The sequence below is a fragment of the Thermogemmatispora argillosa genome (assembly GCF_059696725.1).
On sequence record NZ_AP019377.1, the window covers coordinates 1753408 to 1777727 of the forward strand.

Annotated in this window: 21 protein-coding genes; 8 read left to right on the forward strand and 13 right to left on the reverse strand. The window is 62.9% G+C overall.

Translation table 11 applies throughout. The features are described 5' to 3' along the window. Positions 1-90: 90 nt before the first annotated feature. The gene (locus AC6H1L_RS06785) at positions 91-2385 is read left to right on the forward strand and encodes an Eco57I restriction-modification methylase domain-containing protein (RefSeq protein WP_497600774.1); all 2295 of its coding nucleotides are present in this window, start codon (positions 91-93) and stop codon (positions 2383-2385) included. A 359-nt stretch (positions 2386-2744) separates the two neighbouring features. Further along, positions 2745-2969 carry a hypothetical protein gene (locus tag AC6H1L_RS06790; RefSeq protein WP_297161168.1) on the forward strand — a complete coding sequence of 75 codons (225 nt, stop codon included), beginning with the start codon at positions 2745-2747 and terminating at the stop codon, positions 2967-2969. Between the two features lie 969 nt (positions 2970-3938). On the opposite strand, the gene AC6H1L_RS06795 is transcribed toward AC6H1L_RS06790, so the two are convergent. From AC6H1L_RS06795 to AC6H1L_RS06810, 4 genes are all read right to left on the reverse strand, one after another. Further along, positions 3939-4970, reverse strand: coding sequence for an ABC transporter substrate-binding protein (locus tag AC6H1L_RS06795; protein WP_497600775.1), 1032 nt, complete (start codon positions 4968-4970; stop codon positions 3939-3941). A gap of 418 nt (positions 4971-5388) precedes the next feature. Then, on the reverse strand, positions 5389-6375 hold the full coding sequence (locus AC6H1L_RS06800) for an ABC transporter permease (protein ID WP_497601518.1): 987 nt from the start codon (positions 6373-6375) through the stop codon (positions 5389-5391). 38 nt (positions 6376-6413) lie between these two features. After that, entirely contained in the window at positions 6414-7934 is a 1521-nt protein-coding gene (locus tag AC6H1L_RS06805) for a sugar ABC transporter ATP-binding protein (protein ID WP_497600776.1), read from the reverse strand. Between the two features lie 328 nt (positions 7935-8262). Next, the gene (locus AC6H1L_RS06810) at positions 8263-9036 is read right to left on the reverse strand and encodes a GntR family transcriptional regulator (RefSeq protein ID WP_497600777.1); all 774 of its coding nucleotides are present in this window, start codon (positions 9034-9036) and stop codon (positions 8263-8265) included. Positions 9037-9809: 773 nt separating this feature from the next. Between AC6H1L_RS06810 and AC6H1L_RS06815 the strand changes: the two genes are divergently transcribed. The 5 genes from AC6H1L_RS06815 to AC6H1L_RS06835 all read left to right on the forward strand — a co-directional run bounded on the left by AC6H1L_RS06815 (position 9810) and on the right by AC6H1L_RS06835 (position 14641). Continuing rightward, positions 9810-11153 (forward strand): L-fuconate dehydratase, encoded by a 1344-nt coding sequence (locus AC6H1L_RS06815; RefSeq protein WP_497600778.1) that lies wholly within the window; start codon positions 9810-9812, stop codon positions 11151-11153. A 116-nt stretch (positions 11154-11269) separates the two neighbouring features. Then, positions 11270-11593, forward strand: a complete 324-nt coding sequence (locus AC6H1L_RS06820; protein WP_497600779.1) for an L-rhamnose mutarotase — start codon at positions 11270-11272, stop codon at positions 11591-11593. 47 nt (positions 11594-11640) lie between these two features. After that, positions 11641-12462, forward strand: a complete 822-nt coding sequence (locus AC6H1L_RS06825) for an SDR family NAD(P)-dependent oxidoreductase (RefSeq protein WP_497600780.1) — start codon at positions 11641-11643, stop codon at positions 12460-12462. Between the two features lie 182 nt (positions 12463-12644). After that, a complete protein-coding gene (locus AC6H1L_RS06830) occupies positions 12645-13622 on the forward strand; it encodes an aldo/keto reductase (RefSeq protein WP_497600781.1) in 978 nt (325 codons plus the stop codon). A 134-nt stretch (positions 13623-13756) separates the two neighbouring features. Next, on the forward strand, positions 13757-14641 hold the full coding sequence (locus AC6H1L_RS06835) for an amidohydrolase family protein (protein ID WP_497600782.1): 885 nt from the start codon (positions 13757-13759) through the stop codon (positions 14639-14641). Between the two features lie 161 nt (positions 14642-14802). On the opposite strand, the gene AC6H1L_RS06840 is transcribed toward AC6H1L_RS06835, so the two are convergent. The 4 genes from AC6H1L_RS06840 to groES form a co-directional block, all read right to left on the reverse strand. Continuing rightward, the gene (locus tag AC6H1L_RS06840; protein WP_497600783.1) at positions 14803-15636 is read right to left on the reverse strand and encodes a phosphoenolpyruvate hydrolase family protein; all 834 of its coding nucleotides are present in this window, start codon (positions 15634-15636) and stop codon (positions 14803-14805) included. Continuing rightward, positions 15633-16931 (reverse strand): Tm-1-like ATP-binding domain-containing protein, encoded by a 1299-nt coding sequence (locus AC6H1L_RS06845; RefSeq protein ID WP_497600784.1) that lies wholly within the window; start codon positions 16929-16931, stop codon positions 15633-15635. Before AC6H1L_RS06845 ends, AC6H1L_RS06840 begins: the two co-directional genes overlap by 4 nt. A gap of 493 nt (positions 16932-17424) precedes the next feature. Then, complete coding sequence (groL, locus tag AC6H1L_RS06850) at positions 17425-19050, reverse strand: chaperonin GroEL (protein ID WP_297160629.1); 1626 nt, start codon at positions 19048-19050, stop codon at positions 17425-17427. Between the two features lie 315 nt (positions 19051-19365). Continuing rightward, the gene (groES, locus tag AC6H1L_RS06855) at positions 19366-19656 is read right to left on the reverse strand and encodes a co-chaperone GroES (RefSeq protein ID WP_069805481.1); all 291 of its coding nucleotides are present in this window, start codon (positions 19654-19656) and stop codon (positions 19366-19368) included. A 566-nt stretch (positions 19657-20222) separates the two neighbouring features. Here groES and moaC point away from each other — a divergent pair. Beyond that, on the forward strand, positions 20223-20738 hold the full coding sequence (moaC, locus tag AC6H1L_RS06860) for a cyclic pyranopterin monophosphate synthase MoaC (protein ID WP_497600785.1): 516 nt from the start codon (positions 20223-20225) through the stop codon (positions 20736-20738). Positions 20739-20875: 137 nt separating this feature from the next. On the opposite strand, the gene AC6H1L_RS06865 is transcribed toward moaC, so the two are convergent. The 5 genes from AC6H1L_RS06865 to AC6H1L_RS06885 all read right to left on the reverse strand — a co-directional run bounded on the left by AC6H1L_RS06865 (position 20876) and on the right by AC6H1L_RS06885 (position 24280). Then, entirely contained in the window at positions 20876-21607 is a 732-nt protein-coding gene (locus tag AC6H1L_RS06865; protein ID WP_497600786.1) for a hypothetical protein, read from the reverse strand. Beyond that, positions 21604-22332 carry a cyclase family protein gene (locus AC6H1L_RS06870; protein ID WP_497600787.1) on the reverse strand — a complete coding sequence of 243 codons (729 nt, stop codon included), beginning with the start codon at positions 22330-22332 and terminating at the stop codon, positions 21604-21606. Before AC6H1L_RS06870 ends, AC6H1L_RS06865 begins: the two co-directional genes overlap by 4 nt. A 238-nt stretch (positions 22333-22570) precedes the next feature. Then, a complete protein-coding gene (locus AC6H1L_RS06875; RefSeq protein ID WP_297160624.1) occupies positions 22571-22858 on the reverse strand; it encodes a putative quinol monooxygenase in 288 nt (95 codons plus the stop codon). Positions 22859-22866: 8 nt separating this feature from the next. Next, positions 22867-23718, reverse strand: coding sequence for a fumarylacetoacetate hydrolase family protein (locus tag AC6H1L_RS06880; RefSeq protein WP_497600788.1), 852 nt, complete (start codon positions 23716-23718; stop codon positions 22867-22869). Positions 23719-23773: 55 nt separating this feature from the next. Further along, positions 23774-24280: a (2Fe-2S)-binding protein gene (locus tag AC6H1L_RS06885; protein WP_497600789.1), complete on the reverse strand. Its 507-nt coding sequence runs from the start codon at positions 24278-24280 to the stop codon at positions 23774-23776. Positions 24281-24320 lie beyond the last annotated feature (40 nt).

Here is a 24320-nt window from a genome sequence, read left to right on the forward strand (position 1 = left end):
CGAGAGAAGGAGGAAGAGCAAGGCGTGCTGCAAAGCCTCTCGCAGCCATTCTCGGGGTCTGGGAGAGAGTCGTCAGTCCCTACTCCGGCTATGGCCCTGATGGCTCCTCTGCTGGCAGAGGATGCGGAGCGCACAGCGGCGGAGGAGGCGCTGCTGCGTGCGGCAACGGAGTGGCGCCTGTGGCTGAGCACGGCTTTGGCCAGGTGTAATGCCGCTCTGGCGCCGGATGATCTCAATCGCGCTGTGCAGCTGCTGTTAGCCCGTCTGTTGTTCCTCCGCCTCTGCGAGGAGCGCGGTCTGGAGCCAGCGGGGAGCTTCCATCGCCTGAGCAAGCAGCGGATGATTTACAGGCGCTTGCAGCGGCGCTTTCAGGCCGCGGCGCGACGCTATGCCGCCGGCCTCTTCTGTGTCAGGCCAGCGGCAACGGCCAATATGGCGGCAATGGGTCAGTCTGGCTCTCTCTCCACGCTGACAGAGGAGCAACTGTCAGCGCTAACACTGGACGATGAGACGCTGCGCCAGCTCCTGCAGGCCCTCTATCCCCCCGCAGCTCCTTGCGATTTTGCTCGCCTCTCGCCTTCTGTGCTTGGTCGCCTCTATGAGCACTTTTTGGAGAAGACGCTGACCACGGATGCCGCTGGTCACCTGGTTCTGAGCGAGGAGCGGACAGCTAAGAAGGCTGAGGGCATCTATTATACGCCCCCTCCGATCGTCGATTATATTCTCGCCCATAGCGTGGCGGCCCTGCTTGAGCGAGAGAGAGAGATTGCGCGTGCGGCCCGCTTGCGTGTTCTTGATCCCTGCTGCGGCGCCGGCTCCTTTCTGACGCGCCTCTACCGTCTGCTCTTGCTCTGGTTTCGTGAGCAGTATGTGGCGGCGGGACCGGAGCGCTTCCCGCAGGCGCTGCGTCGCGATGCTCAGGGTCGCTGGCGTCTGACTCTGGCGGAGGGCCGCCGTATTCTGCTAGAGCAGATCTACGGCGTAGACCTCGATCGCTGCGCGGTCGAGGTGACACGGCTCGCGCTCTTTCTGCTGCTCCTGGAGGAGTGCGAGGGAAGCGCGCGCGAGCGAGCGCAGGTTTGCAGGGTGCTGCCGCGTCTGGAGGCGACTATCCGCTGCGGTAACGCCTTAGGTAGTGCCTTCGGCTCAGGCGTAGCGGCAGCCAGGGCAAGCCAGGCTGAGCTTGCCCCTTTCGACTGGCAGGCGGCCTTTCCAGAGGTCTTTCGGGGGACAGCCGGAGCAGAGGCCGCTGGCTTCGATGCGGTGATCGGCAATCCGCCCTATTTGTTCGGTGAGCAGCGTCCACAACTGGCCCGTCCCTATCTGGAGGCGGCTTTTAGTCTGGCCCGCCGGCAGTACGACGCGTGCTGGCTCTTTATTGAGCAGGGCCTCAAGCTGACTCGCCCCGGCGGGCGCTTTGCTTTCGTGGTGCCCGATGCCCTGCTGGCACGCGATGAGGCACGTCAGGCCCGCGCCACTTTGTTGCGTGAGGGCCTGCTGCGCGTCTACCATTGTGGCCCGGTCTTTCGGGCCTGTGTCTCCGCCGCTGTGCTGGTTGTCGAGCGCGGCGCTCAGCCGTCCCTGATTGCCTGCGATGTGCCCGCGCCAGCCTCCGCCGGCCTTGCAGGCCTGCCAGTTTTGCCGGTGCAGACACGCGCTCTCTGCAGCCGCCGACGCTTTCTGGATGATAGCCGTCACCGCTTGCTAGTGCATGTCAGCGATGAAGAGGCGGCCTTGCTGGCCCGCCTTGAGCGCGAGGGGGAGCCGCTCGGCCAATATGTCCATATTTCGCGCGGCGAGGAGATCGGTAAGCGGCACGTGACAACGACAGGTTCGCTGCCGATTCTGGCCGGCGATAACGTGGCTCGCTACTATATCGCTCCGCCAACGCGCTTCGTCTCCGCTTTGACAAAGCCCACCAGCTTCTACCAGGCGCCGAAAATCGTGGTGGTCAAAACGGGCCGGCGCTGCGTGGCAGCTCTGGAAACCGCCGGTCTGGCTACGATGCAGTCGCTCTACAATCTGCACTTGCTCGACAGGCGTCTCTCCTATGAGGCGCTACTGGCCATTCTCAATAGTCGCTTGATCGATTATTACCTCTATAAGACGTTCACGGCCTATAAGCGATTATTTCCCCAGCTTAATCAGACGACGCTGGCCGCTCTCCCCCTGCCGCGACGTCTGAGCGCGCACCAGGAGCCACTGATTGCCGCCGCCCGCGCGATGATGGCCCTACAGGCCCAACTGGCCGCCGCGCGCTGTGGCGAAGAGCGCCAGCTCCTGGAAGAGCGACGCCTGCAGTTAGAAGCCCGTATCAATGCCCTGGTGTTCGACCTCTATGGCCTTAGCGAGGCTGAAACTCGGATGCTTGAAAGCACGGTATAAAATAAGAGGGTAACACCGGCGACAGTGCTCTCCGCCGCACCATCTTGCTGCGCCCACGGCGCCCCAGTGCCTCGCTGCCTACCAATAGGGGCAGAGCTGCGTCAGCGCGAGGCTGGGGGAGTGGCCGGGAGGAGGTGGGCCCGAGCGGCGCTCTCAGCAGCCGGTGAGGGGCATGGCCCGCGGGCACAGTAGAACCGTCATGGCACAGCTTGCAGCAGCTTGACAGAAGAGCAGATTTTCGCGTACAACGATAGGAGTTAGGGCTTTTTTTTGCGCCTGCCAGTCAGGACGCAGGGCGGTTGGGTCGGTCAGTGCAACGAGCCGAAACAGCGCGTCATCATGGACACGAAGGAGGAGCCATGTTAGAAGAGCAGATCACGGAGATCCCCCCCGAGAATGAGGGCGGTAAGGTCGATCCAACGAAATGCTACGTGTGTGGGGCCAAGGCGACAGCTCTATGTGCGCGCTGCCAGATGCCCGTGTGCCCTGAGCATCAACAGTCTACTCGTGACTACATTACCAAGATGACGACCATCCTCTGCGACGACTGTGCAGACTACTACGAGGCCCTGATTAAGCCCTGAGCGCGTGTGCGGGCAGGCCATCCTTACTCGGATAGCCCTGTCTGGTCTGACCGCTTAGTAGCCCAGCAGAGACCGAAGCCAGTACGGCAAGCAACGGCAATCTCGCGTCTGAATCGTGATCGGACCTGACTGACTGCGACCGGTCCGCGTCCAGCAGCGACGATCGCTGTGCAGCGAGCGACTGGAGAGTCACTGACGGGTCAGGAGTGGCTGAGTAGTAGCTGGCTGGCTGGTTGGCACGTGGCCCTTGAGCGCCAAGAATGTTGCCGCTCGCCTTTTCTTTGAGAGGAAGCGGGCAAGACAGCGCTCAGCCTATCTGCTTTGAATGGGCGTCTGCTTTGGCAAAAGTCTGACACAGCCTGGTGTCGCGTACCGTCAATTCAAGGTATTCACCCCTTGGTGGGCGAACGACCAAGGAACGTCATGCCTGTGCCGGACAGTGCAGGCACACGCAGGGCTTCACAAGCACAGCGAGAGCGAAGCCGGTCAGCCTGATCAAAGATTGATCATCTGGCCTGGCTGTCCGACTGTTTGACCGACAGTCTGCTCAGCCTGCAGGAGGGCCATCAACGTCGAGCAGCCCACGCGTTCGCCCCTGGCAGCCGGCCAGTGGGCGCAATCTACCATTCGTCCGCTGCGCTCCAGCCTATCGCGGGTAACGGCCTTCTTTGTGCTTCCAGGCGAGCACAAACGCAAGGATACAACAGCGGGCTAGCTGACCGCACAAGCGCCAAGAGGGGCCAGGCCCAGCGGGAGCCTATGGGCAAGCAGGAGCACGCGCAGGACATCTACCAGCCTTGCCCCTGCTCATTGCCCACCCCCTGGGCGCTGGCCTTTTCTCTGGTCACCTGAGACCCGGCGGATTGTGGCGCGAGACAGCCGCTGATTCAGCGATCCGATCGCCCTTGCTTGCCTCAGCCACCGCCAGGTCCAGACAGCTCAGCTCAGCACAACGCAGCTCAGCCTCTCTCACAGCGGGGGATTCTGACAGCTTGGATTGAGGACGGCCTGCACCTTGGGGTCGTTGAGGTTGGCCTTCGTCAGGATCGTCACGCCCGTATCCTCGCTGTGAACGGTGGCGTGCTGGCGCAAGATGCGCACCATTGCATTCACGCTATCGTAGCCCATCCTGAAGGGGTTCTGAACGATCAGCGCTGAGATGGTCCCTTGCTGAACGCCTTTCACCTCATCGGGAGCCGCATCCCAGCCAATGATAGTGATCTGGCCAGCTTTACCAATACGGCGTACGGCTTCCGCCGCCCCGAGTACGCTCGGCTCATTGGCGGCGAAGATTCCGTTCAGATCGGGGTGAGCCGTCAGAATGTCTTCAGCCACACTGAGCGCCTGGTTATAGTCGCTGCGGCTGGATTGGTCGGCCACAAGCTGGATGCCAGGATACTTGGCCAGCTCCTGCTTGAAGCCCTGGACGCGCTGATCGTTGGTGGCGCTGCCCGGCTGGAACTCGATCAGGGCGACCTTGCCATGCCCGTTGAGCTGCTGGGCCAGCAGATCGGCAGCCTTGCGCGCTGAGGCAACATTGTCGGTCGCGAAGAGGGGGACATTGGCCGGCTGCGGATAGGTGCCCGAGTCGATATTGACCACGGGAATATTGGCCTTTAGAGCCTGCTGCGTTACCTGGTAGAGCGCGCGCGCATCGGTGGCAGCGTAGATCAAACCGTTGACATGCTGCGTGATGTAGTTGGTCAGCAGATCGATCTGCCCAGTCACGTCGGTCTCCGCAGTGACGCCGTTCCAGATCACTGAGACCTGCTGCTGCTTCGAGGCAGCGCACTCCGCCCCCTTGTGCACCTGCTCCCAGAAGTCAAAGCCAATGGCTTTCGGAATGACGGCGATCTTGAGCGGTCCAGAGGCAGTTGTGTTGTTATTACTGCCTGATGACTGTACAGTAACGCTGCCGCAAGCCGTGACCAGCAAAATCACCAGCAGCAGCCAGAGAGGAAAGACGCAATCCCGCACCAATCTGCGCAGAAATTGTCGCATCAGAACAGCCTCCTTTGCCTTTGACCGCGGCGCGCCGCGGTCGCCCGGTTCCTCACTGAAGCGGCGGACCTCTTGCTGTCTCAAATACAGGCCACGCCGATTGCTCATCATCCTTGATGCCCTCTCTTCAGAGCGCTGCGCCTCATACCGCAGGTCCTTTTTTCCAGATCAAGAGCACTAGCTGCTCAGCTCCCCCGCTCAGAAGCAGAGCGAGAGAGAGAGAGAGAGACAGACAGGCAGCTCCGTCATGAGCGCTGCCCAGCCATGTCCAGAGCAGGCTGACTGTGGACGTAAAGAGCGGCCACCCCCTTTCGTTTCGTGGCATTGGCAGCGCAGGGCACCTCCCACCAGCCCGGTGCCTGAGCCGCCGCCGGGCTGGGTTTGCCTGCGGGCAAGCCAGCATGCGAGCCGAGCCAGGCTAGCGCGTGCTCGTCGCAAAGCGGCGGCGGCGAAACTGGTCCCAGATCACCGCCAGCCAGATAATGACTCCGATAATGACGCTCTGCGTAAAGGTATCGATATTGAGCAGCACCGCCCCGTTGCGGATCACTGCCATCAAGAAGGCGCCGATGAGAGTTCCCAGAATCGTGCCCTGGCCGCCGAAGAGGCTGCAGCCTCCAATCACTGCGGCGGCGATGACATCCAGCTCCAGGCCATCGCCAAAATTCGGCTGCCCCGAGGCCACGCGCGACATCGCCACCATGCCGCCGAAACCGGCCAGCAGGCCCTGGAGAACATAGACCGCCACCAGATAGGCGCCGACGCGAATGCCCGCCAGGCGTGCCGCCTCCTCATTTGAGCCGATAGCGTAGGCATAGCGCCCCAAGCGCGTGCGGCTCAGCACCAGGTGAGCCGCCACGGCCAGCACCACCAGCGTAATCAGCGGAATGGGCACGCCATCGATCATACCTTGCCCAAGCAGGCGGAAGGAGTCCGGGACGCCAAAGACAGCCGTAGCCCCGGTGACAAGATTCACGAGGCCGCGCGAGACGCTCATCATGCCCAGCGTGGCAATGAAGGGCGCCAGCCGCGCGCGGGTAATCAGCAGGCCGTTGGCCAGGCCGGCCAGACCGCCGACCAGGGTGCCGCCGAGTACCGCCAGCGGCCAGCTCAGGCCCAGATCGACCATCATTTTGACGCCAAGCACCCCAGCCAGCGCGGCCACTGAGCCGACCGAGAGATCAATACCGGCGGTGATAATCACAAAGGTCATACCCAGGGCAATGATAGCCGTGACAGCGGTCTGCGAGACAATATTGAAGAGGTTGTCGAGGGTGAGAAAGACCGGCGAGGCGATGGAGAGCGCGATACAGATGACGATCAGTGCCCCCGCCGCCGCAAATTGAGAAATAAGATCAGAGAGCTGGACCGGCAGTAAGCGCCGCCAGGACAGGCCGGCCTCCATCCCCGGCTCATCCGCGATGTTCCTGCTCAGAAATTCCTTCATGGAATGGTCACCTCGCTGGCCCCAGTTGCCAGGGCAATGATGCGCTCTTCACTGAACTGTCCCCGCGAGAGCGTGCCGACGATACGCCCCTCGCGCATCACCGCGATGCGATCGCACATGTTGAGCAGCTCGGGGAGGTAGGATGAAATGAGAACAATGGCCCGCCCCTCGCTGGCTAGCCGACCAATGAGGGCAAACATCTCGGCCTTGGCCCCTACGTCGATGCCGCGCGCCGGCTCGTCGAAAAAGATGACTTTGGCTTGCGTCTCTAGCCAGCGGGCTACCACAACTTTCTGCTGGTTGCCGCCCGAGAGGAGGCGCACCTTTCGGCGCACCGAAGGGGTGCGGATGTTGAGACGCTGACAGGCTTGCACGGCTACGGTGCGCTCGCGCCGCAAGAGCAGCAGGCCCAGACGGACAGGCAGGCTGGCCAGCGTGATGTTTTGGTCAACCCCCAGGTCGAGCGCCAACCCCTCGCGCTTACGGTCTTCGGTGACATAGACCAGGCCGGCCCGAATGGCATCGGCAGGCCGACGGATCTGCAGCTCTTGACCGTCGAGCACGATGCGCCCGCTGTCAATGGGGTCAGCTCCACAAACGGCGCGCGCCAGTTCGCTGCGCCCCGCACCGATCAGACCGGCAAAGCCCAGAATTTCGCCAGCCCGCACCTCGAATGAGCAGTCGTAGAGCAAACCGCGACGGCTCACCCCTTCGACGCGCAGCCGAACAGAACCAGGATGGGTCTCGGGCCGCGGATAGAGGTTCGTGATGGCGCGCCCCACCATGAGCTGGACAAGCTTCTGCTCGCTCAGTTCGGTCCGCGGCAGGGTGGCAACAACGCGCCCATCGCGCATGACGGTCACGCGATCAGCAAGCTGGAAAATCTCGTCGAGACGGTGCGAAATGTAGAGAACGGCTACACCCTGGGCGGTGAGTTGGCGAATGACGGCAAAGAGACGGGCGATTTCTTGTTCGGTGAGGGTAGCGGTCGGTTCATCGAGGATCAGAACACGGGCATTGAAGCTAATAGCGCGGGCGATCTCGACAAGCTGCTGCTCGGCAACGGAGAGCGAGGCCACCAGGCGACGCGGGTCCAGGTCCAGGCCAATCTGCGCCAGCAGTCGGCGCGCCTCTTCTAGCTCGCGGCGCCGGCGAATGAAGCCGAAGCGCAGCGGCTCGCGTCCCAGAAAGAGGTTTTCGGCGACGGAGAGATGCGGCGCCAGGGCAAATTCTTGATGCACCATAGCGACGCCGAGGGCACGGGCAAAATGTGGCCCGCGAAAACTGAGCGGCTCGCCGTTGAGATAGACTTCTCCAGCATCAGGGCGCTCTACCTGATAGAGAATTTTCATCAGGGTCGATTTGCCGGCTCCGTTCTCACCAGCCACGACGTGCACTTCGCCAGGATAAATGTCAAGATCAACCTCGGCGACGGCAGTGACGCCCGGAAAGCGCCTGGTAATTTTGCGCAGGCGAATGATCGGTGACTGCGCTGTCTCCATCGAAGTCGAAGGCATGACGACCTCCCTGCGAGTATGGCAGTGGCTGCATACATGGCCCCGCCTGCCCTCCTGAACCGCGCACCTCCCACCCCTCTCCTTTTGCTGAGCTGGCTTTCAGGCCCGCCTCGCTACTCCCACGCCGATCGGGGACGCGGGAGACTGCGCTTGCTTCTCTGCCTGCCTGGCTGACTGATCGACTGAGAAGCAGCGCTTTCATCTCCTCGTGGGAGCGCAATCGAGCGAAACCTGTTCTTTGGCTGCCTGCTCGCCGGTCCCGGCGCGACCAGCAGGGACGGCGAGCGCGCCACGCCACGGATCGAGCGCCTCGCCCGCTCGCCGCTGACTACGAGGAAAGCTGGCTCTCTTCGGCAAAGATATCGGCAAGCACTCCCTCCTTGGAGTGGCGAATATGGGCCGCTAAGAGGGCCGTCGCCTCGTCCAGCTTGCCGGCGAGTAAGGCCCGCAAGATCTGCTCATGATCGTTGAGCGCGATTTCGATGCGGCGCGGATAAAAGCTATCGCGCATTTGGAACATGCAGAGCTGGCTGCGCAGCTCTGAGAGACAGTGGATCAGGCGCCCGTTGCGCGAGGCGCGCGTGATCAGCAGGTGAAAGAGCAGGTCGACCTTGAGAAAGCGCAGAAAGGGATTGCTCGCTAGCTCTGAGCGAATGGCCTCCAGCTCGTCAAGTTGAGCCTGCAGCTCTTCGCGCTTCAGATGAGGCGCCGCCAGCCGCAGAGCCAGCACCTCCAGCGCCTCGCGCAGGTCGTAGATCTCGTGAATGTCTTGGGCGGTAAAGGTGCGCGTCCAGTAGCCCCGCCGCGGATCGGAGCGTACTAGCCCCTCCTGGACCAGCCGCTCTAGCGCCTGGCGCACAGGCGTGCGGCTAACACCCAGTTGCTCGGCAAGAGCCACGTCCGAGAGGCGCTGCTCTTCGCTGCCCCCGAGCAGAATGACTCGCTTCCAGAGTTGCTCGTAGGCATAGTCGGCAACAGTCGGGGTGGCGGTGCGCTCTTGCCCCCAGAGCAGGTCAAAGAGTTCGCTGACAAATTGTTCATCGACGACATTGGCCACCGCCGCGCCTTGCCGATGGTTGGTCTCGGCTTCCGAGTGCATCATTCCCGCTCGCTCCTGTTCTGCTGGTCTTGCTGGTCTCGCCAGGCCCTCCCCTCTCTCGCCTCTCCACCGCTTGACGCGCGTGCTCTCCCGGTTGGAGAGAGGACCAGGCCCGACGCACCTCGCGGCTCCAGCGGCCCGCCTTTGCCTACGTCGCCTTGCTCTGGCCTGGCTCGCTCCGAGCCTGTCCGCGGTGCGCTCCTCTATTTTGGCGCGCCCGCCCAACTTTGTAAAGGGTGTGCTGTATTCAGAATACAGAATATAGTATACCCAGAAGCGGCGGCAGCGGTCAAGGCGGACGTCACCTGTCCCGGTCCGTTTTCACCTCAGTCTAGCGGGTCTACTAGGTGACGCTGTTCGCGATCAGTTGGGGAACTTCACTCCTCATCATGATCAGGCACGGCACAGCCCGGGCAGGTCGTAAGCGGTGGCGATCATCGCCTGGCTCATCTGGCGCCCTCGTTCTCGGCGATGAGGGCTTCCTCCGATTCGCAGCATTTCTTGAGAGTTTTTCACTTTGTGGCTTGCGCCGCTCTAGTCTGCTTGACTTTGTTGCCCGCGGTACTGTATTCTGAATACAGAATATAGTATACCTTCAGGCGGTGCAGCGTCAAGGCAAGCGCTGCCTTCCTGGGATTGCCAGCCCTGCCGCCATGCACGGTGAGCCTTCAATCGATCGCGCGTCATTGTGGCTCGGCCAATGCAGGGCGGCTCACACAGCCCTCTCTGAGGTGTTGGCAGCGCCTTTTGCCAGCCAGGTAAAAAGGAGTGGTGTATTGACAGTAACCATCGTTGATGTCCAGGCCTACGACATTCGTTTCCCCACCTCACGCACGCTGGCCGGCTCCGACGCCATGAATGCCGATCCCGACTACTCGGCGGCCTACGTTATTCTGCGAACCGATCATCCCAATGGACTGGAGGGCCACGGCTTCACCTTCACTATCGGGCGCGGCAACGAGGTCTGTGTGGCCGCCATTCGGGCCTTGGCGCCGCGGGTTCGTGGGCACGCGCTGGAAGAGTTCACCAGCGACATGCGAGCTTTCTGGCGGCATATGACTGGCGACAGCCAGCTACGCTGGATTGGGCCAGAGAAAGGCGTCATCCACATGGCCACGGCGGCTCTGGTGAACGCAGTCTGGGATCTATGGGCCAAAGTGGAGGGCAAGCCGCTCTGGAAGCTACTGGTTGACCTGTCGCCCGAGCAGTTGGTAGCCTGTATTGATTTCCGCTACCTCAGCGATGTACTCTCCCCTGCGGAAGCGGTCGAGATGCTTGAGCGTTTGGCGCCGACGCGCGCTGAGCGTGAGGCGGAATTGCTGCGTGTGGGCTACCCTGCCTATACTACCGGCGCCGGCTGGTCAGGCTACAGCGACGAGCAGCTCCGGGTCCTCTGTCGGCAGGCGCTGGCCGAAGGGTGGCGCCACTTCAAGCTCAAGGTCGGCCTTGGTCCCGAGCGCGATCGTCAGCGTGCTCGCATTATGCGCGAAGAGATTGGCCCTCAGTGCACGTTGATGATGGACGCTAATCAGGTCTGGGAGGTTGACGAGGCGATCGCCGCGATGCAGGAGCTGGCCGAGTTCCGGCCGCTTTGGATCGAAGAGCCGACCAGTCCTGATGATATTCTCGGGCATGCGGCCATCGCGCGTGCCATCGCTCCGGTGCGTGTGGCAACGGGCGAGCATGTGCAGAACCGCATTATCTTTAAGCAGCTCTTCCAGGCCCAGGCCATCGGTTTCTGCCAGATCGACGCCTGTCGCCTGGGCGGTGTTAACGAGGTGCTGGCCGTTCTCTTGCTGGCCGCTAAGTATGGGGTGCCGGTCTGCCCCCATGCCGGCGGTGTAGGCCTCTCCGAGTATGTGCAGCACCTGGCGATCTTCGATTATATTGCCGTCAGCGGCTCGCTGGAGGGGCGCATGATCGAATATACGCCTCACCTGCATGAGCATTTCGTCCATCCGGTGGTGATGCGCCATGCTCGTTATCTGCCGCCGCTGGCGCCGGGCTACAGCGCGACTATGCGCGCGGATTCGCTTGCCGCTTACTCTTTTCCTGACGGACCGGTCTGGGCGGCGGCCCGTCGCTCCTGGCCCGATGGGGCGGGCGCTGAGGGACAATGAGGGGGCGCACATGTGGGGCCAGCGGACTGGCTGAGTGCGCGGCGCGTCTGCAGCGGCGAGGGCAGGCTTTCTTTGGGCCTGCCGCGCGCGCTACAATATCAGGAGGATTACCAGTTATGCGCAGAGTCGGACAGATCATCGGCCTCAAGCCAGATGCCATCGAGGCCTACGAGCGGCTGCATGCCGCTGTCTGGCCCGAGGTGCTGGCGACTATTCACGCCTGCAATATCCGCAACTATACGATTTTCCGCCACGGCACGCTACTTTTCGCCTATTTTGAGTATGTCGGCTCTGATTACGAGGCCGATATGGCGAAGATGGCTGCCGATCCGAAAACTCAGGAGTGGTGGAAATTGACCGATCCCCTCCAGGAGCCTGTGGAACCGCGTGCGCCCGGCGAGTGGTGGGCTACGATGCGCGAGGTCTTCCATACAGACTAGCGAGGGCTGTCGCGGCGCCATGCAGAGATGCGCTCTATCAGACTGAGATGGAAGATCTTGCCTCAGACGATCGGAAAGGAGGAACGAGCGTGGTCTTTCGCCTGGACGGGAAGGCGGCTTTGATCACGGGCGCTGGCTCGGGGATCGGCGAGCAGATTGCGCTGCTGTTCGCGCGCCAGGGGGCGCGCGTGGTGGTGGCCGATGTGCGTCCAGAGGCGGCGCAGCGCGTGGCGGCGGCCATTGTCGCCTCTGGCGGCCAGGCCCGCGCTTCGACGCTGGATGTGGCCGAGGAGGGGCAGGTCCGCGCGGCGATGGCGGAGATGGCCGCCCGCGAGGGCCGGCTGGATATTCTGGTCAATAACGCCGGCACCAGCCATGTGGGCAGTGTGCTGGAGACCTCGCTAGAGGATTGGGAGCGGGTGATGCGCGTCAATGCTCGCGGCGTCTTTCTCTGCGCTCGTGAGGGAGTGCGTCAGATGTTGGCCCAGCAGCCACGCGGCGGGGTGATCATTAATATGGCTTCGGTGGCGGCGATGATCGGCGTTGAGCGTCGCCTGGTCTATAGCGCAAGCAAGGGGGCGGTTCTGGCGTTAACGCGCACCATTGCCGCCGACTACGTGAAGCAGGGTATTCGCTGCAATGCGATCTGCCCGGGCACGGTACATACGCCGTTTGTGGAGGGCTATCTGGCGCGCGATTTCGCGGGCCGTGAGGCTGAGGTACGCCAGCAACTGCACGCCCGCCAGCCGCTAGGACGCATGGGGCGGCCCGAGGAGATCGCGGCGGCGGCCCTGTACCTGGCCTCGGATGAGGCGGCTTTTGTGACCGGCTCTGCGCTGGTGATCGATGGCGGCTGGACGGCCATCTGAACTCTGCTCGCTTGCTCTTGCCCCTGCGAGGAGAGCGCAGGCCGTGCGTGCGCCTGGCCAGCTCCGCCGCAGCAGGGGCGGACCGCGCAGGTGGGACTGAGGCCTGCCCGGCTCTGCCCGGGCCTATGCCGCGTCTGAATTTGAGAGTGTTGAGCGCATTCAGAGGAGGTCTGTTTGTGGCTATGTCGTCTGAAACGGGTGCTGCGGCTTCACTACCACGGCGAGCGTTGGGCACGACGGGGTTGCAGGTGACTCCGCTTTGTATTGGCTGCGCCCCTCTGGGCAATATGCCGGAGACCTTCGCCTATGAGGTACCCGAGGACCGGGCTTTGGCGACGATCCGCGCGGTCTTTGCCAGCCCGATCAACTTTGTGGATACGGCGGCGGCCTATGGTGACGGTGAGAGCGAGCGCCGCATCGGTATCGTTCTGCGCGAGTTGGGCGGGCTGCCCGCCGGTTTTGTCCTGGCGACCAAGGCCGACCGCAACTTGCAGACGGGTGAATTCAGTGGTCCGCAGATGCGCCGCAGTGTTGAGCGCAGTCTACGGCTGCTTGGCCTGGAGCGGCTGCAACTGGTCTATTTGCACGATCCCGAATACATTCCCGATCCTTCGCAGGACCCGTTTGAGGTCATGATGGCGCCGGGCGGCCCGGTTGAGGTCCTGCTCCAGTTGAAAGAGGAGGGTCTGATCGAGCACCTGGGGATCGCCGGCGGCCCGATCGAGATGATGACGCGCTTTGTGGAAACTGGTCTTTTCGAGGCGGCCATCTCGCACAATCGCTATACCCTGCTCAACCGCGAAGCTGATCGCTTCTGGGACCTGTGTCGCAGTCGCGGGGTGGCCACGCTGAACGCCGCTCCCTACGGCAGCGGCTTGCTGGCAAAGGGGCCGGAGGCCTATCCGCGCTATATGTACGGCGCGGCCAGCGCGGAGCTGCTGGCGAAGGCTCGCCGTATGCAGGCGGCCTGTGCGCGCTATGGGGTGCCGTTAGCGGCGGCGGCTCTGCAGTTCTCGCTGCGCGATGAACGCATTGTCTCGACGATCGTCGGTGTGACGCGCCCCGAGCGCATCGCGGAGACGCTGGCCCTGGCACAGCTGCCCGTCCCTGATGCGCTATGGCAGGAGCTGGAGGCCATCTATCAGGGCCAGAGCGCCTGACCCCTGGTCTGGCCCGACCTCGCCTCATCTGGCTGGCTTAAGGCCAGGTGCCGTCATCGTCGGACAGGCAGACAAAGAGAGAGGTCAGCAGGTCGCTGGCTACAGGGGGCCTGCAGAAAGGAGCAAGAGCCTCGATGAGCGATGTTCTCCCTCAGATGGGAGCAGATGAGCAGCTCTCCATCATTGATGCCCATGTGCATTTCTGGGACCCGCAGCGCTTTCGCATGCCCTGGCTGGAAGCTGTCCCACAGCTAAAGCGAGCCTTTGGGCCGGCGGACTACCGCGAGCAGACGCAGGGTTTGCCGATCGAGGCTCTGGTCTACGTTGAGGTGGTGGTCGCGCCCGAGGAGGCGCTACGTGAGGCGGCCTGGATTGTCGAGCTAGCGCGCACGGAGCCGCGCTTGAAGGCTATTGTCGCGGCGGCGCCGTTAGAACAGGGCCTGATGGTGCGCGAGCATCTGGAGGCGCTGCGCGCGCTTTCTCCTCTGATCAAGGGCGTACGCCGCAACATCGAGAACGAGGCAGAAGACGACTTCTGTCTGCGTCCGGCCTTCATCGACGGCGTGCGCCTGCTCGCCGACTATGGTTTCTCCTGCGATCTGTGCCTGCGTCATCAGCAGCTTGCGAGCGTGGTTGAGCTGGTGCGGCGCTGTCCCGATACGCGCTTTATTCTCGATCATCTGGGCAAGCCCCCGATCCGCACGGGCGAGCGCGAACCGTGGCAGCAGCACATTTGGGCCTTGGGCGAGCTGCCAAACGTGGTCTGCAAGGTGAGCGGTATGGTCACAGAGGCCGACCACGAGCGCTGGAGCGTCGCCGACCTGGTCCCCTACCTGGCAACGGTCATGGCGGCCTTCGGTCCCGAGCGCTTGCTCTTCGGTGGCGATTGGCCGGTAGTTCTGCTGGCCTCCAGTTATCGGCGCTGGTATGAGACGCTGCAAGCGATGCTAAGCGCCTATCCGGTGCCTGAGCAGCGCCTGCTGTGGTCCGAGACCGCGCGCCGCGTCTACCGCCTCTAACTCAGCCTGCTGCTGCGCAAAGGTGCTGACCGGTGCCCAGCAGCAGGCAGAACGGCAGCGAGCCGGCCCTTGATCATTTGAAGTTGGGTCGGCTCGCTGCTTTTCTGTCCTGACTCCCTCAGCGCTGTCTGGCGGGGAGGCTAGCCTGAAGCTGTGCTAGTTCAGGCAGGCTGACCGGGACGCAAGGCTTTAAAGCGCCGGGTGGTCTCGGTGATGGCTGTTTCAGTCGGCAGGCGCTCCATGCTGGAAGCGCCGAAGAAGCCGACCACGCCGCGCGTGCGCGCCAACACGTAGGCGGCATCCTCCGGCTCGGCGATCGGGCCACCGTGGCAGAGCACCAGAATATCGGGATTGACGGCCTTCGCCGCATCGTGCATAGCCTGGATGCGCTCGACGCACTCGTCTAGCGTCAGGGCCGTCTGGGCTCCGATTGTGCCTTTCGTTGTCAGTCCCATGTGGGGGACCAGCACATCGGCCCCCGCTTCGGCCATCGCTCGCGCCTGCTCGGGATCGAAGACGTAGGGCGCGGTCAACAGGTCCAGTTCGTGCGCCTGGCGGATCATCTCGACTTCCAGTGCAAAGCCCATGCCGGTCTCTTCAAGGTTTTGCCGGAAGACGCCGTCGATGAGACCGACGGTGGGGAAGTTTTGGACGCCGACAAAGCCCATCTCTTTGAGCTGGCGCAGGAAATAGGGCATGACCCGGAACGGATCAGTGCCGCAAACGCCGGCCAGGACGGGCGTCTGCTTGACGATCGGCAAGACCTCGCCGGCCATCTCGACAACAATCGCGTTGGCGTCGCCATAGGGGAGCAGGCCCGCCAGTGAGCCGCGTCCGGCCATGCGGTAGCGACCCGAGTTGTAGATGATGATGAGATCGGCGCCGCCGGCCTCGGCGCACTTGGCCGACAGGCCGGTACCCGCACCGGCTCCGATGATCACTCCCCCCTGCTTGACGGTCTCTCGCAAGCGTGCCAGTGCTTCTGCTCGATTCATGATGCCGCTCCTCCTTCTTCATTGGGCGCTTGAGATTCTTGCTTTGCTGGCGAGACAGTCTGCTGTTGTTGCTGTTGTTGCTGCCGCTGAATCAGTTCATCAAGGCGGCGCGCCATCGCCTGGGCGAAGCGTGGGTCGTTGATGTCCATGTCCAGCTCATGGACCTCGACATGGGGCTGCAGGTCGGCCTTGAGAGCGCTGATGAGGGCTTGATCAGCCTCGGGATCGTAGAAGGGCTGCCCTTCGGTGTCGATGAGCGAGACGCCGCGCAGTGGGATGAAGAGGGCCGTAGGGCCACGTGCCTGGTTGAGCTTGCGGGCAATGATGTGGCCGAGGGCCGCGCATTCCTCGGGAGTAGTGCGCATCAAGGTAACGGTCGGATTGTGCTTGTAGAGGCGGCGATGGCGGAATTTCTCGGGGACTGTCTCTATGGGGCCAAAGTTGACCATGTCGAGGGCCCCGAGCGAGACCACCTGCGGTAGTCCCGCCTGGCCAGCAGCCTCCAGCCGCTCAGGGCCGGCGCTCAGGACGCCGCCCACCAGCTCATCGGCCAGCTCGGTCGTGGTGATATCGAGGACGCCAGCCAGGAAGCCGCCCTTGACAAGCGCTTCGAGCGATTGGCCGCCAGTACCTGTGGCATGGAAAACCAGTACTTCGTAGCCATGCTCTTCGAGGTAGCGCCGCGCTTCCGTTACGCAGGGCGTGGTGACTCCGAACATGGTGGCGCCGATGAGGGGCCGCGTGCTCGGCGTCGGCTGGAAGGAGGCATAGGCGCGCGCCATGCCGGCAATGGCGGCGGCGGCGTTGCTCAAGATGCGCTCCGAGAGGCGATTGAGGCCGGCAATGTCGACGACCGAGTACATCATGGCAATGTCGACCGCTCCGACATAGGGGCGGGTGTCGCCCGAGGCCAGCGTGGAGACCATCAGCTTGGGGACGCCGATGGGCAAGGCCCTCATGGCCTGAGTCACGAGGGCTGAGCCACCAGAGCCGCCCAAGCCAAGAACGCCGTGCAAACGCCCCTGAGCAAAGAGGTCGGTCAAGATGGCTGTGGCACCACGCGCCATCGTCTCGACCGCCGCGCCGCGATCACCCCGGGCCGCCAGTTCTGCTACCTCCGCCCCAGCAGCACGCGCTACCTCCTCGCGGCTGATGTCCGGCTGCGTCAGCGGCGTACCTTTGACGCCGGCATCGACCAGCAGTACATCGCAGCCCTCAGCTCGCACGCGCTCACGCAGATAGGCGTACTCGTGGCCCTTCGTATCGAGGGTGCCAACCAGAACAACCGTAGCCATAACACACCTTTGTCCTTTCCTCTTCCCTTTTGCCTGTACAGGCTATGGCCAGTCAGTTAGCCAATCAGCCAATCAATCGGCCAGAAAGACAGGCAGGGCGCTGCTCCCTCTCTCCATCGGGGGGAAGGATTACAGCCTCTGAGTTGGGAGCTGTAAGCGCATTTTGGGATAGAACTGACAGGATGTGCAGACAGCCTTAGCATAACGTGGCAGCCTGCTGACACGCTTAGTCTATCCGCCAACGCTGAAGCGCGTCAAGCGGCGAGACGGGGAGGCAAGCAAGGCGGGGAGCTGAGCAGCGCTAAGTAAGGAGAGAAGCCGGTTAAGGAGCAGGCCGACGATAGGGAGGGGAGGAAGGAAGGTGACCCAAAAGCAAGCCCCTTCCTCACGCCGCGGCGTGGGGAAGGGGCACGGCAATGAGCTTTAGGGAGTCTCCTTGAGGTATCCAGAAGCGGAAGCGCTAACGCTTTGAAGCCTGGCTGACCGAGGGCGATCAGTACTCGGGAGCCGGCGTCGACTGCGCCTTCTCCTTCTCTGGGATATCGGTGATCAGCGCCTCGGTTGTCAGGATCATGGCCGCGATGCTGGCCGCATTCTGCAGGGCCGAGCGGGTCACCTTGGCCGGGTCGATGATACCGGCGGCGACCATATCCTCATAGCGATCGGTCAGCACGTTGTAACCAACGTTCTCGTTCTTCTGCTCCTGCTGAGCGCGGCGCACGCCCTCGACAACCACCGAGCCATCGCGGCCCGCGTTGATCGCCAACTGGCGCATAGGCTCCTCCAGAGCGCGGCGCAGGATCGACACACCGGTCGCCGCATCGCCCTCCAGCTTCACATTATCGAGAGCCTTAATCGCGTTCAGCAGAGCCACGCCGCCACCGGGGACGATGCCCTCCTCGACCGCGGCGCGTGTCGCCGACAGAGCATCCTCGACGCGCGTCTTGCGATACTTCAGCTCCACCTCGGTACCGGCACCGACCTTAATCAGCGCCACGCCGCCGGCCAGCTTCGCCAGGCGCTCCTGCAGCTTCTCGCGATCGTAGTCGCTGGTGGTCTCCTCGATCTGGGCCTTAATCTGGCGGATACGAGCCTGGATATCGGCAGGATTACCGCGGCCCTCAACGATCGTCATATTATCCTTTGTGGCCACCACGCGGCGAGCCTGACCCAGATCAGCCAGCGTCGTGCTATCGAGGCGGCGGCCCATCTCCTCGCTAATCACCTGACCGCCGGTCAGGATGGCCATATCGCGCAGCATCTCCTTGCGGCGATCACCGAAGCCCGGAGCCTTGACAGCCAGCACATTCAGCACACCACGCAGCTTGTTGACTACCAGGGTCGCCAGGGCCTCGCCATCGACATCCTCGGCCACGATCACAATCTCGCGCTTACCCTGCTGCGTCAGTTGCTCCAGAATGGGCAGGATATCCTGGACGGCGCTAATCTTCTTATCGGTGATCAAGATGTAAGGCTCGTCGATAACGGCCTCCATCTTCTCGGAGTTCGTCACGAAGTAGGGGGAGATATAGCCGCGGTCGATCTGCATACCCTCGACATACTCGGTCTCGAAGTTAATGCCGCGGGACTCTTCGACCGTGATGACGCCGTCCTTACCGACCTTTTCCATGACCTCGGCGATCAGGTTACCGATGGTCTCATCCGCAGCGGAGATGGTAGCGACCTGGGCGATTTCCTTCTTGCCCTCGACGGGGATAGCCTTGGAGCGGATATATTCAACAACGGCCTCGGTACCCTTGTCGATGCCAAGCTTCAGCTGCATCGGGTTAGCACCGGCGGCCAGGTTCTTCAGACCCTCAGTCACGATGGCCTGCGCCAGCACGGTGGCGGTCGTCGTACCATCGCCAGCGACGTCGTTGGTCTTGGTCGCCGCTTCCTTCAGGAGCTGAGCACCCATGTTCTCAAAGGGGTCCTCTAGCTGGATCTCCTTAGCGACGGTAACGCCATCGTGGGTGACGCTGGGCGCGCCAAACTTCTTATCCAGCGCGACATTGCGTCCCTTGGGGCCAAGGGTGACCTTGACGGCCTCCGCCAATACGTCGATACCCTTCTTCAAAGCATGACGCGCCTGTTCGTCAAAAACCAGCTGCTTCGCCATCGCTGTACTCCACCTCGCTTTCAAACAACTACGACGACTACTACTACTGCGTCCTTCTTCTGATGAATTTACTTACTTGCCTGCTTACTTACTTACTTACCTACCTACCTATCCCGACAGCCTTCTCTACTCGTCAAGGGCTTGCCGTGTGCTGCGCTGCGCTGAGGCAAACAGGCGCTGACCGACGGACAAGCCTTTCTCAGTACAGCAGCAAGAAGTAACAGGTTTCTATTGCTCAGCAGAGCAGATGAGACGGATGAGAAGAGAGATGAGCGCGATTTCGCTCGGAGCTGTCCACTGGAGGGGCAGCCCTGGTTAGCTCAGCACAGCCAGAATATCGCTCTCTTTGAGAACCAGATATTCTTCGTTGTCGAGCTTAAATTCGGTGCCGCCGTACTTGGCAAACAAGACGTGATCGCCCTCGCGCACCTCGATGGGCACCCGGTCCCCATTATCGAGCAGGCGCCCGCTGCCGACGGCGATCACCGTGCCTTCCTGCGGCTTCTCTTTGGCTGTATCGGGGATGACGATCCCGCTCTTGGTCACTTCCTCCTTCGGAAGCGGCTTGACCACGACGCGGTCGCCTACGGGACGAATCTTCGCCATGCGCACACACTCCCTTCGCTCTTCGTTCGCGAACTCCGGTCAGGGAAAGAAGTAAGCTCACAAAAGGACGGCTGCGCAGCCTCGCCACCTGTCGCACCGCTCCGGGCAGCGCCCGCACCGTCCGCGTTGCCGGGCCTGCCAGACTGCCACCCGGCTCGCCTCGGCGTGGCTCCACTCAGGACGGCACGCCACAGGGTCTTGACCGCCGCTCACCGTCCGTTTGTTACTCGACCTCGACCGTTTAGGAAGTCTCTTTCTTGGCTTGCTGTCCTGTCCTGGGTTCTCTCCGCCTATACTAGATGCCACATCCGCCGTTAGAACAACACAAGAGAAGCGTTAGAGTTCCGTAGGAATTGTGTTAGAGAAATGTTAGAATCGCGGCCCGGCCCGCCAGCGCCGCTGGTCGCAGGCTGATTCCACTGCTGGCTCTGCTGTAGACCGTGATGATATACTGCCGGCAGAAGCGGGCTGCCCGAGGGACGAGGCTCGTTGCTGCTCGGGCTGGCAGGCAAGCTAAGGTAGGTCAGACAAGAGAAGAGTTCTTCCAGAAAGGGGGAAGCGCTGCGATGTCTTCGCCGGAGGAGAGGCCGCCTGAGTTGAGCCATGTAGACAGCGCCGGTCATGTGCGCATGGTCGATGTGAGCGAGAAAGCGGAGACGCTGCGTGAGGCTATTGCCCGCGCTCGCGTGCGCCTGCGGCCCCAAACGCTGGCGCTGATCGAGCAGCACCAGATCGCTAAGGGCAATGTGCTGGAGGTGGCGCGCATTGCCGCCATTATGGCGGCCAAGGCCACGCCGCAACTGATTCCGCTCTGCCATCCGCTGCCGTTGACGCATGTGGGAGTAGACTTTGAGCTGCAGCGCGAGCAGGGGCTGATTCTGATCGAGACCAGCGCCCGAACAACTTACAAGACGGGCGTCGAGGTGGAGGCGCTGACGGCGGCGACAGTAGCGGCCCTGACGATCTACGATATGTGCAAGGCGGTCGATCATACGATTACGCTGGAGCAGGCCTATGTCGCCCGCAAGAGCGGCGGTCAGCATGGGGTGGTCGAGTTTACCCCCGAGGCGCCCACGTGCTAGCACCGGGGGGCCGGTCCGGCCTGTCCGTTGCCCGCCATGCTGATCCTGCCTGAACGCATGGCTTGGGAGCGCAGGCCGGGCCGGGCTGAAGTGGACTCGCTGACCGCGGGAATGGCTTGCCGTGCCGGGGCGAGTCTTCAGCTCAGGTGACGCTGCTGCTGGCGATAGCGCACGGCGAAGGTCCCTTCGGGCAAGGCTTCGATCTCGATGGCTTCGCCGTAGCCGGGTTCGCCGGGGTCGTCGCCTTCGCAAAGGTAGTGGCGCAGGAAGGCGCGCAGGAGCGGCGAATGGGAGACGCAGAGATAGCGCCGCGGCTGGCGGCGGGGAAGATCGGCCAGGCTGCGCACAAAGGACCACAGGCGCCGCGCCGCGCTCAGCGAGTCTTCGCCCGGCGGATCGGGTAGGTTGACCCAGTAGCCGATGCGGTCGGGCGTGCTCCAGAAGCCCTGCCAGAAGGGATGACGCGCGACGTCTTCGGCGCTGAGGCCGCTCTCAGGTGGTAGCTGCTCTACCAGGGCGGTGGCACTGCTGACCATTTCGACGCGCGTGCCAGCCAGGTAGAGATCGGGGGTGCGCAGAGCGTCGCAGCGCTGCGGCTGGTGGACGCGGAGGCCCTTGCTGGCAAGGTCGGGCGCGCGCGCTGCCCTGGCCAGAATCGCGTAGAGAACCTGGGCGGTCTCGCTGGCGCGCCGGGGCGCGGCATGCAGGATAAAGACCTCTTCGCCGGGCAGAAGATGCTGCGCCAGGGCCTCCGCCTGGTGGGCGATCTCCTGCCGGCCTTCTGGGGTGATCGGCACATCGCCCCGGTGAGAGGCCACGCGCCCGTGACGGATCAGGTGGATGGCTAGCGGCGCAGGCCGCTCGCTCATGGCCGGACCTCCGTCCGCTCTTCGTCAGCGATGACGGCAAAGGCGCGCGCTGGGGCGCTGTCGATGCCGGCGAAGTGGTAGAAGGGCGCGAAGAACTGGCAGCGCGGCGGTAACTGCGCCAGATTGACCAGGCCCTCAATGAGGGGGATACCCGCCCCCAGAATAGTGCGATGGACCACGAATTGATCGGCAGTCCAGCCTTGCTCTCGGGCCGCCGGCTCCTCGAAGAAGTCACAGCCGATGCTCTTGGGCTGCTGAGCTACCAGCCAGCGAGCCGCCGCCTCGGTGAGGGCCGGTGAGCGCGGGAAGTAGATGGGCGTGCCGATGGCCCGCTGGGCCCAGTCGCTACGCAGGAGCAGGATATCGCCGGGACGGATCGTTTCCCCTTGGGCGCGTAACCGCTCGACAGCCCGCTCTAGCATGGGCACGTCTATGAGCATGCGCTCCTCAACGGGCGTGAGGTCGAGGACGACGGCGCTGCCGATGACGCGCTCGAGGGCCACCTGATCAATGGCTTCGCCGCGCTCGAAGCAGTGCAGGGCCGATTCGACGTGACAGCCTGTATGCAGGCTCATCGTCACCTGGCCCGATTGCCAGTAGGGGCGCTCACCAACGGCCCCCTCGCCAAACCTGGTACGTACCTCAAAGTGAACGCCGATGTTGGTCGACGGCGGCCCCTTGAAGCCTTCGGGGACCGCGGGCGTGAGATCGATGATCTTGGTCATAGCCTCGCCTTCGTTGCACTCAATGGATTCCTTATTTTATGTAATTAGCCGGGATGAGCAGCAGGCCCGCGCGCCGGTCAGGCGGGCAAGCCTGCTGGTGGGCGCTGCTTCTTCGCCCGCTGCGCTGGTGCCGTGCCGCTGCTCTTCAGACACGTGAGGCTGACGCGACGCTCTGGCTTTCATCCTCCCTACCTTTGTGTGTGTGACAGCGGGCTGAGGGAGGATGGACAGGGGCAGCTCAAAGCGTCCAGAAAAAGTGGCGTTCGCGGCTCTCCAGGTTGGGAATGGCCTCGCCCTTCACATACTGCTCGAAATGGGGTGTGGCCATATGGGCCTCGTAAGCCGCCTCGTCGACATACTGTTCATAGATAAAGAAGAGACGCGGGTCATCCGGTGAGCGATGCGGCTGGTAGAAGAGACAGCCAGGCTCCTGGCGCGACAGGGGCGTCATGATCTCCAGCACGCGGCGGATGGTCTCCTCTTGACCGGGTTTTGCACGCCAATAGGCAGCCACAATGTAGGCCATTGCTTGCGTTACACTCCTCTCTGCTGTTGCTGCTTTTTGCCGACGCGATTGCGCAGAACGCCGATGCCCTCGATCTCCAGCTCGATCAGGTCGCCCTCGCGCAGCCAGCGATCCAGCTCCAGACCGGAGCCGCCGGCGGCCGTGCCGGAGCCGAAGACCTCGCCTGGGTAGAGGGTCTGCGCCTGCGAGGCATAGGCGATCATATCGGCAAAGGTATGGTGCATGTGACCAGAGTTATCCTCACCCCAGACCTCGCCATTGACGCGCACGACCATGCGCAGATTGCCGGGATCGATTTCATCGGCAGTCACGATGCACGGCCCCAACACATTCGAGCCATCCCAATCCTTGGCCTTGCCCGGCCCCATATTAACGGGCAGCTCACGCGTCTGCACGTCGCGGGCCGAAACATCGTTCCAGATGGTATAGCCAAAGATGTAGTGCATGGCCTCTTCCTTGGGAATGTCCTTGCCGCGCCGCCCGATGATGGCCGCCAGCTCTAGTTCGTGGTCGAGACGCTCAGTGTAGGCCGGCCAGGGGATCTCTTCGTCGGGTCCGATGACCGTATCAGGCAGCCCTTTGTAGTACGCAGGCACCGTGTACCATTCGGGGGCGATGGGGCGCCCGAGGCGCGTCATTGCGTTTTTGAGGTGGCCCTCAAAGGCCAGGAAATCGCGCAGTGAGCGCGGACGCAGTGGCGCCAGCAGGCGTGCCCCTTTGACGGGCTGCCGCTGCGCAATGGGGGCCCCGGCTTCAATGAAGGCCACCATATCGCCGGAGAAGCCCACATCAAAGATCTGCTCCCCTTCCAGCAGGCCAACGCGCGGCCCCTGGCCGGCATCATAGGTCACAAATTTCATGGTCGGCGACTCCTTTGATGCTCTCCATCCGTAAGCTCAGGATAGCACAGCGATCTTATGAGATCGAGGTCGCACTGGGCCCCGTCTGGCGCTGCCGCTCTTCGGCCAGCAGGGCGGCAGCGCGCTGTGTGGCCTGGATGATTTTGAGATAGCAGCCGCACCGGCATAGGTTGCCGCCCAGGGCGCGCCTGATGGTCCCCTCGTCTGGCTCCGGCTGCTCTTCCAGCAGAGCCGTGATGGTCAGAATCATGCCGGGGGTGCAGTAGCCACACTGAAAAGCCTGCACCTCTTCAAAGGCCCGCTGGACAGGGTGGCGACCGCCCAGGCCTTCGACCGTGGTGATGTCACAGCCCTCAGCTAGCGGCGCCAGCAGAATGCAGGTCGAGATGGGCTGGCCATTGAGCAGCGCCGTGCAGGCGCCACAGATGCCCAGCCCGCAGGTCTCGCGCACGCTGCGTAGACCCAGCTCGCGCCGCAGGACCTCGAGCAGCATTTCATCTGGCTCGGCCTGCACCGCGACTGGCTGGCCGTTGAGCGTGAAATGGATCTCCATTGCAGCCATGATGGCGCTCCTTCCCTTCGCTTTTCCTCTCGCTTCTGGC